The sequence below is a fragment of the Pseudomonas sp. AL10 genome (assembly GCF_029960685.1).
In the GTDB taxonomy this organism is placed as follows: Bacteria; Pseudomonadota; Gammaproteobacteria; order Pseudomonadales; family Pseudomonadaceae; genus Aquipseudomonas; species Aquipseudomonas lactis.
The window spans coordinates 1-14,924 of record NZ_JASBQZ010000017.1 but is presented as its reverse complement, the minus strand read 5'-3'; the positions used below and the strand labels follow the sequence as shown (position 1 = coordinate 14,924).

Genomic DNA, 14,924 nt, shown 5'->3' with positions numbered 1-14,924 from the left:
CCTCCCCTCGCGTCGAACCGGGGCAAAAATGCCTCGATCCGACGAATGGGAGTGTCAGGGCCCAGACTCATCTATCGCAGAACTCAGTTACCGCTTGAGTTCAGCGCTTCGGTCAGTGCAGCTTCCACTTCACTGGCGCTTACGCGCAACGGCTTGTCAGCATCACGGCGACGCTTACGCTCGCTGTGGTAAGCCAAACCGGTACCTGCCGGGATCAGACGACCCACGACTACGTTTTCTTTCAGGCCGCGCAGGTAATCGCGCTTGCCGGTTACCGCTGCTTCGGTCAGTACGCGAGTGGTCTCCTGGAAGGAGGCCGCCGAGATGAACGACTCAGTGGACAACGACGCCTTGGTGATACCCAGCAGCACGCGAGTGAACTTGGAGACAAATTTCTCTTCGTTCGCCAGGCGCTCGTTTTCTACCAGTACGTGAGTCAGTTCCATCTGGTCGCCCTTGATGAAACTGGAATCGCCGGATTCAGCGATTTCAACTTTACGCAGCATCTGACGCAGGATGGTCTCGATGTGCTTGTCGTTGATCTTCACGCCTTGCAGACGGTAAACGTCCTGGATCTCGTTAACGATGTACTTGGCCAGCGCACTTACACCCAGCAGACGCAGGATGTCGTGTGGATCGCTCGGACCGTCGGAGATAACTTCGCCGCGGTTTACCTGTTCGCCTTCGAACACGTTCAGGTGACGCCACTTCGGAATCAGCTCTTCGTACGGATCGCTACCGTCGTTCGGAGTAATGACCAGACGGCGCTTGCCCTTGGTCTCTTTACCGAACGCGATGGTACCGCTGACTTCAGCCAGAATCGACGCTTCTTTCGGACGACGAGCTTCAAACAAGTCGGCAACACGCGGCAGACCACCGGTGATGTCACGGGTCTTCGAAGTTTCTTGCGGGATACGCGCGATAACATCACCGATCGCGATCTTCGCACCATCCGCTACACCGACCAGGGCGTTGGCTGGCAGGAAGTACTGAGCGATTACGTCAGTGCCTGGCAGCAACAGATCCTTGCCGTTGTCATCGACCATCTTCACGGCAGGACGGATGTCCTTACCGGCAGCTGGACGATCTTTGGCGTCGAGTACTTCAATGTTGGTCATACCGGTCAATTCGTCAGTCTGACGCTTGATCGTGATGCCTTCTTCCATGCCCACGTAGGTCACGGTACCTTTCATTTCGGTAACGATCGGGTGAGTGTGCGGATCCCACTTGGCCACGATTGCGCCAGCGTCGACCTTGTCACCTTCTTTAACCGAAATCACAGCACCGTACGGCAGCTTGTAACGCTCGCGCTCACGACCGTAGTCATCAGCGATGGCCAGCTCACCGGAACGGGACACAGCAACCAGGTGACCATCCACTCGCTCAACGTGCTTGAGGTTGTGCAGGCGGACGGTACCGCCATTCTTAACCTGAACACTGTCGGCTGCGGAGGTCCGGCTTGCCGCACCACCGATGTGGAACGTACGCATGGTCAGCTGGGTACCCGGCTCACCGATGGACTGGGCAGCGATAACGCCGACCGCTTCACCGATGTTCACCTGGTGACCACGAGCCAAGTCACGGCCGTAGCACTTGGCGCAGATGCCGTAGCGGGTTTCGCAGCTGATCGGCGAGCGAACGATCACTTCGTCGATGCTGTTGAGTTCGATGAACTCGACCCACTTCTCGTCAACCAGGGTGCCGGCAGGAACGATAACTTCCTCGGTACCTGGCTTGAACACGTCACGGGCAATCACACGACCCAATACGCGCTCACCCAGTGGCTCTACAACGTCACCGCCTTCAATGTGCGGAGTCATCAGCAGGCCGTGCTCGGTGCCGCAATCGATCTCGGTTACAACCAGATCTTGTGCAACGTCTACCAGACGACGAGTCAGGTAACCGGAGTTAGCGGTTTTCAACGCGGTATCCGCAAGACCCTTACGAGCACCGTGAGTGGAGATGAAGTACTGGAGTACGCTCAAACCTTCACGGAAGTTCGCAGTAATCGGCGTTTCGATGATGGAGCCGTCCGGCTTGGCCATCAGGCCACGCATACCGGCGAGCTGACGGATCTGCGCAGCAGAACCCCGTGCGCCCGAGTCGGCCATCATGTACATCGAGTTGAAGGATTCCTGGTCAACTTCGTCGCCGTGACGGTCGATGACTTTCTCTTTCGAGAGGTTTGCCATCATCGCCTTGGAAACTTCGTCGTTCGCCTTGGACCAAAGGTCGATCACCTTGTTGTACTTCTCGCCCTGGGTTACCAGGCCGGAGGCGTACTGGCTCTCGATCTCTTTCACTTCGTCAGTGGCAGCACTGATGATGCGAGCTTTTTCATCCGGGATAACGAAGTCGTTAACGCCGATGGAAACGCCGGAGATAGTCGAGTAAGCGAAACCTGTGTACATCAACTGGTCAGCGAAGATAACGGTCTCTTTCAAACCAACCACGCGGTAGCACTGGTTGATCAGCTTGGAGATCGCCTTTTTCTTCATCGGCAGGTTGACGACGTCGTAAGACAGACCTTTTGGCACAACCTGGTACAACAGCGCACGGCCGACAGTGGTGTCGACGATACGGGTGTTGCTCACGCTGCCGCCGTCACGGTCGTTGACGGTTTCGTGGATCCGCACCTTGACCTTGGCGTGCAGTGCGGCTTCGCCGGCACGGAACACACGGTCAACTTCTTGCAGGTCAGCGAACACACGACCTTCGCCCTTGGCGTTGATCGCTTCACGGGTCATGTAGTACAGACCCAATACAACGTCCTGCGACGGAACGATGATTGGCTCACCGTTGGCTGGCGACAGGATGTTGTTGGTCGACATCATCAACGCACGCGCTTCCAACTGGGCTTCCAGTGTCAGCGGTACGTGCACGGCCATTTGGTCGCCGTCGAAGTCGGCGTTGTACGCAGCACAGACCAGAGGGTGCAGCTGGATAGCCTTACCTTCGATCAGTACAGGTTCAAACGCCTGGATACCCAGACGGTGAAGGGTCGGTGCACGGTTGAGGAGAACCGGGTGTTCGCGAATCACTTCAGCGAGAACGTCCCAAACCTCTGGCAGTTCGCGCTCGACCATTTTCTTGGCCGCTTTGATGGTGGTCGCGAGACCGCGCATTTCCAGCTTACCGAAGATGAACGGCTTGAACAGCTCGAGTGCCATCTTCTTAGGCAGACCGCACTGGTGCAGACGCAGGGTCGGGCCTACGGTAATTACCGAACGACCGGAGTAGTCAACACGCTTACCGAGCAAGTTCTGACGGAAACGACCTTGCTTACCCTTGATCATGTCAGCCAGGGATTTCAGAGGACGCTTGTTGGAACCGGTGATAGCGCGGCCACGACGACCGTTGTCGAGCAGGGCATCGACCGCTTCTTGCAACATACGCTTTTCGTTGCGCACGATGATGTCCGGAGCGGACAGATCAAGCAGGCGCTTCAAGCGGTTGTTACGGTTGATCACGCGGCGGTACAGGTCGTTGAGGTCGGACGTCGCGAAACGACCACCGTCCAACGGTACCAGCGGACGCAGGTCTGGCGGCAGAACCGGCAGAACGGTCAGCACCATCCACTCTGGCAAGTTGCCGGAACCCTGGAAGGCTTCCATCAACTTCAGACGCTTGGACAGCTTCTTGATCTTGGTTTCGGAGTTGGTTTGCGGAATCTCTTCGCGCAGACGACCAATCTCGTGCTCCAGGTCGATAGCGTGCAGCAGTTCGCGGACAGCTTCGGCACCCATGCGGGCATCGAAATCGTCGCCGAACTCTTCCAGCGCTTCGAAGTACTGCTCGTCGTTCAGCAGCTGACCTTTTTCAAGGGTGGTCATGCCTGGGTCGATAACGACATAGCTCTCGAAGTAGAGAACACGTTCGATATCACGCAGGGTCATGTCCATCAGCAAGCCGATACGGGACGGCAGCGATTTCAGGAACCAGATGTGGGCAACCGGCGAAGCCAGTTCGATGTGCGCCATGCGCTCACGACGAACCTTGGCCAGTGCGACTTCAACGCCACACTTCTCGCAGATCACACCACGGTGCTTCAAGCGCTTGTACTTACCGCACAGGCACTCGTAATCCTTTACCGGGCCAAAGATCTTGGCGCAGAACAGGCCGTCACGCTCAGGTTTGAACGTACGGTAGTTGATGGTTTCCGGCTTTTTAACTTCACCGAACGACCACGAACGGATCATCTCAGGCGATGCCAATCCAATACGGATGGCGTCGAACTCTTCGACTTGACCCTGGTTTTTCAGCAAATTCAGTAGGTCTTTCAAGGCCTTTCCTCCTGGCGGAGCAGAGAGCGGGCTAAGCAGCCCCGCTCTCGATTCGCGTCACGTGTTATTCGGTTTCCAGATCGATATCGATGCCGAGGGAACGAATTTCTTTGATCAACACGTTGAAGGACTCGGGCATGCCCGGCTCCATACGGTGATCGCCGTCCACGATGTTTTTGTACATCTTGGTACGACCGTTCACATCGTCCGACTTCACTGTGAGCATTTCTTGCAGAGTGTATGCAGCACCGTATGCTTCCAGTGCCCAGACCTCCATCTCCCCGAAACGCTGACCACCGAACTGAGCCTTACCACCCAGCGGCTGCTGGGTAACCAGGCTGTACGAACCGGTAGAACGAGCGTGCATCTTGTCGTCTACCAAGTGGTTCAGCTTCAGCATGTACATGTAGCCAACAGTAACCGGGCGCTCGAACTTGTTGCCGGTACGGCCGTCGAACAGCTGCATCTGGCCGCTTTCTGGCAGGTCTGCCAGTTTCAGCATGGCCTTGATTTCGCTTTCCTTGGCACCGTCGAACACCGGGGTAGCCATTGGAACGCCGCCGCGCAGGTTCTTCGCCAGATCCAGGATTTCCTGGTCGGAGAAGGTGTCCAGCTCTTCGTTGCGACCGCCGATCTCGTTGTAGATCTCGTGCAGGAACTTACGCAGGTCTGCGACCTTGCGCTGCTCTTCGATCATACGGTTGATCTTCTCGCCCAGACCTTTGGCCGCGAGGCCCAGGTGGGTTTCAAGGATCTGGCCAACGTTCATACGCGAAGGTACGCCCAACGGGTTGAGGACGACGTCGACCGGGGTGCCATTGGCATCGTGCGGCATGTCTTCAACCGGCATGATCACGGAGACCACACCCTTGTTACCGTGACGACCGGCCATCTTGTCGCCCGGCTGGATGCGGCGACGGATTGCCAGGTAAACCTTGACGATTTTCAGCACACCTGGAGCCAGGTCATCGCCCTGCTGCAGTTTGCGCTTCTTGTCTTCGAACTTGTCGTCCAGCAGACGGCGGCGATCAACGATATAGGCCTGGGCCTTCTCGAGCTGCTCGTTCAGAGCATCTTCAGCCATGCGCAGTTTGAACCACTGGCCGTGCTCAAGACCGTCGAGGATTTCGTCGGTGATGTCCTGACCTTTCTTCAGGCCTGCGCCGCCTTCAGCCTTGTGGCCTACCAAAGCGGAACGCAGACGTTCGAAGGTCGCGCCTTCAACGATACGGAACTCTTCGTTCAGATCCTTGCGGATCTCGTCGAGCTGGGTCTTCTCGATGGACAGTGCACGAGCATCACGCTCAACGCCGTCACGGGTGAAGACCTGTACGTCGATGACAGTACCCTTGGTACCGGTAGGTACACGCAGGGAGGTGTCTTTAACGTCGCTGGCTTTTTCACCGAAGATGGCACGCAGCAGCTTCTCTTCCGGCGTCAGTTGGGTCTCGCCTTTCGGAGTGACCTTACCGACCAGGATGTCGCCAGCGCCAACTTCAGCACCTACATAAACGATACCGGCTTCGTCCAGCTTGTTCAGTGCAGCTTCACCCACGTTCGGGATGTCTGCAGTGATTTCCTCAGGCCCAAGCTTGGTATCACGTGCCACACAGGTCAGTTCCTGAATGTGGATCGTGGTGAAGCGGTCTTCTTGAACCACACGCTCGGACAGGCAGATGGAGTCTTCGAAGTTGAAGCCGTTCCATGCCATGAACGCGATGCGCATGTTCTGACCCAGAGCCAGTTCACCCATGTCGGTGGACGGGCCGTCGGCCATGATGTCGCTACGCTGAACGCGATCACCCTTGCTCACCAGCGGACGCTGGTTGATGCAGGTGTTCTGGTTCGAGCGGGTGTATTTGGTCAGGTTGTAGATGTCGACACCGGCTTCGCCAGTTTCTACTTCGTCATCGGCAACACGAACCACGATACGGCTGGCATCAACGGAGTCGATCACACCGCCACGACGAGCCACGACGCAAACGCCGGAGTCACGCGCCACGTTGCGCTCCATGCCGGTACCTACCAGCGGCTTGTCAGCACGCAGGGTCGGTACAGCTTGACGCTGCATGTTGGAACCCATCAACGCACGGTTGGCGTCATCGTGTTCCAGGAACGGGATCAGCGACGCTGCAACAGAAACTACCTGCTTGGGCGATACGTCCATCAAGGTAACGTCTTCCGGCGCCTTGACGGTGAACTCGTTCAAGTGACGAACAGCTACCAGCTCGTCGACCAGGACTTTCTTGTCGTTCATCGTGGCCGAAGCCTGAGCGATCACGTGATCAGCTTCTTCGATGGCGGACAGGAATACGATCTCGTCGGTAACCAGGGCGTCTTTCACCACACGGTACGGGCTTTCGAGGAAGCCGTACTGGTTGGTGCGCGCATAGGCAGCCAGGGAGTTGATCAGACCGATGTTCGGACCTTCCGGCGTTTCGATCGGGCAAACACGACCGTAGTGCGTCGGGTGTACGTCACGAACTTCAAAGCCAGCACGCTCACGGGTCAGACCGCCCGGGCCCAGTGCAGAAACACGGCGCTTGTGGGTGATCTCGGAGAGCGGGTTGTTCTGGTCCATGAACTGCGAAAGCTGGCTGGAACCGAAGAACTCTTTCACCGCCGCAGCCACTGGCTTGGCGTTGATCAAGTCTTGCGGCATCAGGCCTTCGCTTTCAGCCATCGACAGACGCTCTTTGACCGCACGCTCAACACGTACCAGGCCAACGCGGAACTGGTTCTCGGCCATTTCGCCTACGCAGCGAACACGGCGGTTACCCAGGTGGTCGATGTCATCGACGATGCCTTTGCCGTTACGGATGTCGACCAGGGTCTTCAATACCGCGACGATGTCTTCCTTGCACAGCACGCCCGAACCTTCGATCTCGGTACGACCGATACGACGGTTGAACTTCATCCGGCCGACCGCAGACAGGTCATAGCGCTCAGGGCTGAAGAACAGGTTGTTGAACAGGGTTTCGGCAGCGTCTTTGGTTGGTGGCTCACCAGGACGCATCATGCGATAGATCTCGACCAGCGCTTCCAATTGGTTGCTGGTGGAGTCGATCTTCAGTGTGTCGGAGATGAACGGACCGCAGTCGATATCGTTGGTGTACAGGGTCTCGATGCGAACAACCTGGGCCTTGGCGATCTTGGCCAGGATCTCGGTGTTCAGCTCGGTGTTGCACTCAGCCAGGATTTCGCCTGTAGCCGGGTGAACGATGACCTTGGCGGTAGTGCGACCCAGGACGTAGTCCAGTGGCACTTCCAGCTCTTTGATACCGGCTTTTTCGATCTGGTTGATGTGGCGCGCAGTGATACGACGGCCAGCCTCAACGATGACCTTGCCTTTTTCGTCCTGGATGTCCAGGACAGCAATTTCACCACGCAGACGCGAAGCGATCAGTTCCAGCTTGAGGGTTTCATCCTTCAGGCTGAATACGTTGGTGGTATAGAAAGCATCCAGCACTTGCTCAGTGGTGTAACCGAGCGCGCGCAGCAATACCGAGGCCGGCAGCTTGCGACGACGGTCGATACGCACGAACACGCAGTCTTTCGGGTCGAACTCGAAGTCCAACCACGAACCGCGGTACGGAATGATCCGCGCGGAGTACAGGAGTTTGCCGGAGCTGTGCGTCTTGCCGCGGTCGTGGTCGAAGAACACGCCCGGGGAACGGTGCAGCTGGGAAACGATTACACGCTCGGTACCGTTGATTACGAAGGTACCGTTTTCAGTCATCAGTGGGATTTCGCCCATGTAGACTTCTTGCTCTTTGATGTCCTTGATCGCTTTGTTCGACGATTCTTTGTCGAAAATGATCAGACGGACTTTTACCCGCAAAGGTACGGCGTACGTAACGCCACGCAACACGCATTCTTTGACATCAAATGCCGGTTCGCCCAGGCGATAACCGACGTACTCCAGCGCAGCATTGCCGGAGTAGCTGATGATCGGGAAAACGGATTTGAAGGCCGCATGCAGGCCCACGTCGCGGAACTGATCTTTGGTCGCTCCCGCCTGCAAGAATTCACGATACGAATCCAGCTGGATAGCCAGAAGGTACGGGACATCCATGACGTCCGGCAACTTGCTAAAGTCCTTGCGGATACGTTTTTTCTCAGTATATGAGTAAGCCATCAGCGTTCCCCAGCTTGGTCACCTGCTTGTTTGGCCCCTCCGACGGGAGCAGCCAGAAAATCTTGCAAACCCCATGGTTTGCACCACCGCTTCGGGTGGCTACAGCGCGTTAATGGCGGCGACCGAGTCGACAGCCAAGAACGGAAAAAGGCCGGTGGCAAGAGCCACCAGCCATCAGCCTTCAGCTTAACGCTTGGGCTGGAGACGCAAGGTCGATGCTTACTTCAGCTCGACTTTAGCGCCTGCTTCTTCCAGAGTAGCTTTGGCTTTGTCAGCGGCGTCTTTCGACACAGCTTCCAGAACCTGGGCAGGAGCGCCGTCAACTACAGCCTTGGCTTCTTTCAGGCCCAGACCGGTCAGTTCACGTACTGCCTTGATCACGTTTACTTTCTTCTCGCCAGCTTCCAGCAGCATGACGTTGAATTCGGTTTGCTCTTCAGCAGCGACAGCAGCAACAGCTGGGCCAGCGGAAGCAGCGGCAGCGGAAACGCCGAATTTTTCTTCGAAAGCTTTGATCAGCTCAACAACCTGCAGAACCGACATTTCAGCTACGGCGTTGAGGATATCGTCTTGGGAGATAGACATTGCTGTATTTCCTGAATTGGGGGACGGCCTACGCGGCCATCGAAATAAACAAAAATACGCGAGAGAATTTGCTCAGCCTTAGGCTGCGGCAGCTTCTTTTTGCTCGCGAACTGCAGCCAGAGTACGAGCCAGCTTGCTGGTAGCGCCTTGAATCACGCTCATCAGCTGCGAAATAGCTTCGTTACGGGTCGGCAGTGTTGCCAGTACGTCGATTTGGTTAGCTGCGAGGAACTTGCCCTCGAACGCAGCTGCCTTGATCTCGAACTTATCCTGACTCTTGGCGAATTCTTTGAACAAACGGGCAGCAGCGCCTGGATGATCTTTAGAGAACGCGATCAGAGTCGGGCCGGTGAACACGTCGTTGAGAACACTGTATTCAGTGTCAGCAACGGCGCGCTTGAGCAGGGTGTTACGTACAACACGTACGTATACGCCAGCTTCACGAGCCTCTTTACGGAGTCCGGTCATAGCGCCTACTGTCACACCACGGGCATCAGCCACGACAGCGGACAGAGCAGCTTTGGCAGCCTCGTTGACTTCAGCGACGATGGCCTTCTTGTCTTCGAGATTAATTGCCACGGGTTTAACTCCTGCTTGTTACCGTTTCATCTGGCCTAGGCCTGATGTCGTTTTGGTGTCTGATTCGGTAAGGAACCGGGAGCACCATCTGCGTAGGCTTGTTGGTTTAAGACTTGCGTCGCCTACGGTCTTGGATAGCCCCCGCCAGGCAGGGACCCCAATCTTTCAATTGGCGCAATTACTTGCGCCAATTTATGTCTTATACGTCCAGCGAGCCTTGGTCGATGACCAGACCTGGGCCCATAGTGGTGCTCAGGGTAACGCGCTTGACGTAGATACCTTTCGAGGAAGCAGGCTTGATACGCTTCAGATCAGCGATCAGGGCTTCAACGTTTTCCTTCAGCTTGACGGCATCGAAGCCGACTTTGCCAACGGAGGTGTGAATGATGCCGTTTTTGTCGGTGCGATAACGAACCTGACCAGCCTTGGCGTTTTTAACCGCGGTAGCTACGTCTGGCGTTACGGTGCCGACTTTAGGGTTAGGCATCAGACCACGTGGACCGAGGATCTGACCCAACTGACCTACAACGCGCATTGCATCCGGGGAAGCAATTACGACGTCATAGTTCAGGTCGCCGCCTTTCATTTCGGCAGCCAGGTCGTCCATGCCAACGCGATCAGCACCAGCGGCCAGAGCAGCTTCAGCAGCTGGGCCCTGGGTGAAGACAGCAACACGTACAGTCTTGCCAGTGCCGTGTGGCAGCACAGTAGCGCTACGAACGACCTGGTCGGATTTACGTGGGTCAACACCCAGGTTTACAGCAACGTCAACAGACTCGCTGAACTTGACAGTCGACAGCTCGGTCAGCAGGGCAGCAGCGTCTACGAAGTTGTAGGACTTGCCTGCTTCGATTTTGCCGGCGATAGCCTTTTGGCGCTTGGTCAGCTTAGCCATTACACACCCTCCACGTTAAGGCCCATGCTACGAGCAGAACCGGCGATGGTACGCACGGCTGCATCCATATCAGCTGCAGTCAGATCCGCGTTTTTGGTTTTCGCGATTTCTTCCAGCTGAGCACGGGTTACAGTGCCAACCTTAACGGTGTTAGGACGAGCGGAACCGCTAGTCAGACCGGCAGCTTTCTTCAGCAAAACCGAAGCCGGGGTCGACTTGGTTTCGAAGGTGAAGCTACGGTCGCTGTATACAGTGATGATCACTGGAGTCGGCAGACCTGGCTCAAGACCCTGAGTACGGGCGTTGAAGGCCTTGCAGAATTCCATGATATTCACGCCGTGCTGACCCAGAGCTGGACCGACGGGTGGGCTAGGGTTGGCCTGAGCGGCCTTCACTTGCAGCTTGATGTAAGCGGTAATCTTCTTGGCCATGAGGCACTCCAATTACGGGTTCAAACGCCTCGAAAGGCTCCCCGGTTACTTGCGCGTTTATCCCAGTGACGACAAAACCCCACAGCCAAGGCTGCGGGGTTGGGATGCTTGCCCAGCTAGACCTTCTCGACCTGGCTGAACTCCAACTCTACCGGAGTAGAGCGACCGAAAATGAGCACCGCCACTTGGATCCGGCTCTTTTCGTAGTTAACTTCTTCGACCGTACCATTGAAATCAGCGAACGGACCGTCTGTAACGCGAACAACCTCACCCGGCTCGAACAACGTCTTCGGCTTGGGCTTGTCGCTACCGTCAGCAACACGACGCAGAATTGCTTCCGCCTCTTTGTCGGTGATCGGAGCAGGCTTATCGGCAGTACCGCCAATGAAGCCCATGACGCGAGGGGTATCCTTGACCAAGTGCCAAGTACCTTCGTTCATGTCCATCTGTACCAGCACGTAGCCAGGGAAGAACTTGCGTTCGCTTTTGCGCTTCTGCCCATTCCGCATTTCAACCACTTCTTCAGTGGGAACCAGAATTTCGCCGAAGCCATCTTCCATGCCTGCCAGCTTTACGCGCTCCAGCAAAGAGCGCATAACATGCTTCTCGTAACCCGAGTAAGCATGCACAACGTACCAACGCTTAGCCACGGGACACCCTTAGCCAACAATCAAGGAAACAAGCCAGCCGAGCAGGGAATCAAGCCCCCACAACAGCAACGCCATAACCAGAACAACAGCCACGACAATCAATGTGGTCTGCGTGGTTTCTTGGCGAGTCGGCCAAACGACTTTACGGATTTCGGTGCGTGCTTCCTTAACCAGTACCGCGAAGGACTTGCCTTTGGCAGTCTGCAGGCCTACAAAGGCAGCTACAGCAGCAAGGGCAAGCAAAGCGAGTACACGGTACAGGATCGGCGAAGCAGAATAGTACTGATTGCCAACAACGCCTACGACCACCAAGGCGACTACAGCGAGCCACTTTACCAGATCGAAACGAGAGCTTTGAGCTTCAGCCTTAGGAGTCATCTATGAAGATCCTGTGAAAAGAAAGCCAGACACACCACGTGAATCTGGCAGGTCAGGAGGGAATCGAACCCCCAACCTACGGTTTTGGAGACCGTCGCTCTGCCAATTGAGCTACTGACCTAAAACAAAATCAGGCCGACCATTATGCAGGCCTGAAAAAGACTTTACAACAACCAACCCCACAAGACCTGAAACATCGAACAACATTCAAGCCGAGGCAGCTGTTAAAACAAAGGCAGATATTTTCATATCTGCCTTGTTATATGGAGCTCTTGAGCGGATTTGAACCGCTGACCTCACCCTTACCAAGGGTGTGCTCTACCAACTGAGCTACAAGAGCGAAACACCTTGCACAACCTGCAAACTTGGAGCGGGTAGCGGGAATCGAACCCGCATCATCAGCTTGGAAGGCTGAGGTTCTACCACTAAACTATACCCGCGGAGCTTGCAGCTCACGCTAAAAATGGTGGAGGGGGAAGGATTCGAACCTTCGAAGTCGTAGACGTCAGATTTACAGTCTGATCCCTTTGGCCGCTCGGGAACCCCTCCTAAGCGAGCCGGCATTTTACATCACGCCGACCTTCTGTCAAGCATTTTCTCATTTAAATTATGAGGTTAGCTGCATTGACGGTAGCTTTGCACTGTAGCCCTTAAAGGTCTTCACTGCGAAGCGGGCGCCATTCTATGCAAACTATTCGAGAGTTGCAATGCCTTCGCACAGCATTATTTTATGTTTTAACTCATTGAATTCATTAGCAAGGCTTTCAAAGGGCAGATCGTCAGCCAGGCGACGGCTCTCAGGGGCTACGCGCAACCAATAACCCGAGGCGTCCGGTGCGTTCAGCAACTGGACCTTGACCTTGATATCCAGGCTCGTAAGCCTCTGCTCGAGAGAGGAGGCTTGGCGTCGATCCGAGAAACCACCGATGTATAAGCAGGTATTTTGCGCCTCGGCCGGCCTCGCCCGATCGCGCCGAGCCACAGTGTCTGCCGACTCACTCAAGAGGCGAATGTCTTGCTGCGTTCCCCGATGGAGACTCAAGGGCGTGACATCCTTGGCCCGCAATGGCGCCTCTTGCTGATGCCAGACGTAATAGAAAACATTGAGAACCAGTAAAAGTAAAAACAGCCAGCGCATAATCACCTCAAGACAAAGGACACGCCATCGCCAAACCAACAAACACCAGGTCCGGGACCAACCGAGCCTGAGGCGCAGCATCCCTGACCAGGTCGGCATCGCCTCCAGTGAGGAAGACCGTGAAATCCTCCCCCCAATAGCCTCGCGCCAACTCGAGCTGGGTCAGCACGAACCCTCTAAGCATGAGCGTACAACCACGCTCGACAGCCTCTACGGTTGTTCGACCAGGAGAGAGACGCTCCAGCGCCCGCTCAGCGGCCGCGTCGTCATAGCGTATCTTGCGGGTATGGGTTCGCAGTTGATTACGCATAAGCGGCATACCCGGGCAAATAAACCCACCCAGGTGGCCACCGTCCGGACCAATAAAATCTGCTGTCGCCGCTGTACCAAAGTCGAGTACCAAGCATGCACCTGACGCCAACTTGAACGCGCCTAGCATGGCTAGCCATCGATCCATCCCCAGGCGCTGGAAGTCGTCGTAGCCATTGCGCACTCCGCCCATTTCTTTAGCAGAGGCGGCGCAGGAAACAGCAACGCCAAATGCCGCTACCAAGGCAGCTATCAGCTTATCGGTCTCCTCAAGCGCGCGAACACTCACCAACCGACAACGCGTGAGCAATAGACCAGGCAAAGCCACCAAACTCTCGATCAGCGCGATATCCGAACCTGCGATGCCTTCCGCGCGAACAGTTGCCTCACTCAACTCAAGAACACGCCATTTGATAAAGCTATTTCCACAGTCGAGCTCAAGAATCATCACGCAACCTCAGGCTTAACTCACCACCGCTGTATATTTTCTCAACGCCACCGACATCCAAACGCAAGGCGCCCTGACGATCCACACCCAGCACAACCCCATCAATCTGATTGACGCCCGCGATAAGCGACACGGACTTCCCCTGCCAGGCGTGATGCTGCTCCCATTCGTCTTGCAACCCTGCAAAACCCGCAGCCTTGTGTTGATCTAGGTAGGCTTGTAGTTGCAAACCCAGACGCGCCACCAGGTGATTACGATCCACAGGAGAGCCAGCCTCGAGCTGCATCGAAGTCCATTGCTGATCAACCTCTACAGCCTTCTGCATATTCACATTGATACCTATACCTAGCACAACGTGACAGATATCTGCGGGATCTCCCACCAACTCCAGCAAGATGCCTGAGATTTTCTTTTGCCCAACCAGGACGTCGTTTGGCCACTTCAAAGCTGCGCCCCGCACACCCGACTCACGCAGAGCCTGCAGGACTGCCAGCCCCACCACCAGACTCAGCCCTTCCAGTTGCCGCAGACCGCCCTCAATACGCAATACAAGGCTGTAGTAAACGTTTTGCGCAAATGGGCTGACCCATTTGCGGCCTCGTCGCCCCCTACCAGCCGTCTGCTGCTCCGCCAGCACAACAAAAGGAGCCGCACTGCCCGCACCGATAAGACGTAAAGCCTCAGCATTAGTGGAATCAATGGAGTCGAAAATGTGAACGGGCCAAGCCAAGGAAGCCGCGCCCAGAGAAATCTCCTGCGCATTCAAAAACACCAATGGCGCAGCCAATCTATATCCGCGGCCCCGCACCTTATGAATGGGGAGATTCAATTCTGCCTCAAGATGCTGAAGCTGCTTCCACACGGCACTGCGACTAACGCCCAAGGCAGCGCCAAGCGCTTCTCCAGAATGGAACTGACCATCTTTCAGAAGTTTCAACAACGTCAGCATGCACATATCGCCTCAGAATGAGGCACGCATGATAGCCATGCGCAGGGTCATTGCATAGAAAGGCTGGATATCAGTCTGGATCGAGATTTTCGAGCGCCCAAAACAAAACCCCAACTGCTTTCGCAATTGGGGTTTCGGAAT

The 14,924-nt window shown here is 55.8% G+C and carries 11 protein-coding genes and 4 tRNA genes; all 15 read right to left on the bottom strand.

Annotation, left to right across the window (positions count from 1 at the left end):
• Nucleotides 1-83: 83 nt before the first annotated feature.
• Nucleotides 84-4,283 carry a DNA-directed RNA polymerase subunit beta' gene (rpoC, locus tag QK296_RS16810; RefSeq protein WP_003194653.1) on the bottom strand — a complete coding sequence of 1,400 codons (4,200 nt, stop codon included), beginning with the start codon at nt 4,281-4,283 and terminating at the stop codon, nt 84-86.
• Nucleotides 4,284-4,347: 64 nt separating this feature from the next.
• A complete protein-coding gene (gene rpoB, locus QK296_RS16805; RefSeq protein WP_010206926.1) occupies nt 4,348-8,421 on the bottom strand; it encodes a DNA-directed RNA polymerase subunit beta in 4,074 nt (1,357 codons plus the stop codon).
• Between the two features lie 219 nt (nt 8,422-8,640).
• The gene (rplL, locus tag QK296_RS16800; RefSeq protein WP_003176432.1) at nt 8,641-9,006 is read right to left on the bottom strand and encodes a 50S ribosomal protein L7/L12; all 366 of its coding nucleotides are present in this window, start codon (nt 9,004-9,006) and stop codon (nt 8,641-8,643) included.
• A gap of 78 nt (nt 9,007-9,084) precedes the next feature.
• On the bottom strand, nt 9,085-9,585 hold the full coding sequence (rplJ, locus tag QK296_RS16795; protein ID WP_003176433.1) for a 50S ribosomal protein L10: 501 nt from the start codon (nt 9,583-9,585) through the stop codon (nt 9,085-9,087).
• Nucleotides 9,586-9,784: 199 nt separating this feature from the next.
• A complete protein-coding gene (rplA, locus tag QK296_RS16790) occupies nt 9,785-10,480 on the bottom strand; it encodes a 50S ribosomal protein L1 (protein WP_003176434.1) in 696 nt (231 codons plus the stop codon).
• A complete protein-coding gene (rplK, locus tag QK296_RS16785; RefSeq protein WP_003176435.1) occupies nt 10,480-10,911 on the bottom strand; it encodes a 50S ribosomal protein L11 in 432 nt (143 codons plus the stop codon). The genes rplA and rplK overlap by 1 nt, the downstream gene beginning before the upstream one ends.
• A gap of 116 nt (nt 10,912-11,027) precedes the next feature.
• A complete protein-coding gene (nusG, locus tag QK296_RS16780; protein WP_003176436.1) occupies nt 11,028-11,561 on the bottom strand; it encodes a transcription termination/antitermination protein NusG in 534 nt (177 codons plus the stop codon).
• A 9-nt stretch (nt 11,562-11,570) separates the two neighbouring features.
• Complete coding sequence (gene secE / locus QK296_RS16775) at nt 11,571-11,939, bottom strand: preprotein translocase subunit SecE (protein WP_003194658.1); 369 nt, start codon at nt 11,937-11,939, stop codon at nt 11,571-11,573.
• 45 nt (nt 11,940-11,984) lie between these two features.
• Nucleotides 11,985-12,060, bottom strand: a tRNA-Trp gene (locus QK296_RS16770).
• 143 nt (nt 12,061-12,203) lie between these two features.
• Nucleotides 12,204-12,279 (bottom strand) — tRNA-Thr (locus QK296_RS16765).
• Between the two features lie 26 nt (nt 12,280-12,305).
• A tRNA-Gly gene (locus QK296_RS16760) sits at nt 12,306-12,379 on the bottom strand.
• Nucleotides 12,380-12,403: 24 nt separating this feature from the next.
• Nucleotides 12,404-12,488: transfer RNA gene (locus QK296_RS16755), tRNA-Tyr, on the bottom strand.
• 142 nt (nt 12,489-12,630) lie between these two features.
• A complete protein-coding gene (locus QK296_RS16750) occupies nt 12,631-13,077 on the bottom strand; it encodes a hypothetical protein (protein WP_003194660.1) in 447 nt (148 codons plus the stop codon).
• Nucleotides 13,078-13,084: 7 nt separating this feature from the next.
• Nucleotides 13,085-13,834, bottom strand: coding sequence for a pantothenate kinase (locus tag QK296_RS16745; protein WP_169856580.1), 750 nt, complete (start codon nt 13,832-13,834; stop codon nt 13,085-13,087).
• A complete protein-coding gene (gene birA, locus QK296_RS16740) occupies nt 13,824-14,783 on the bottom strand; it encodes a bifunctional biotin--[acetyl-CoA-carboxylase] ligase/biotin operon repressor BirA (protein WP_094774271.1) in 960 nt (319 codons plus the stop codon). Before birA ends, QK296_RS16745 begins: the two co-directional genes overlap by 11 nt.
• Between the last annotated feature and the right edge of the window lie 141 nt (nt 14,784-14,924).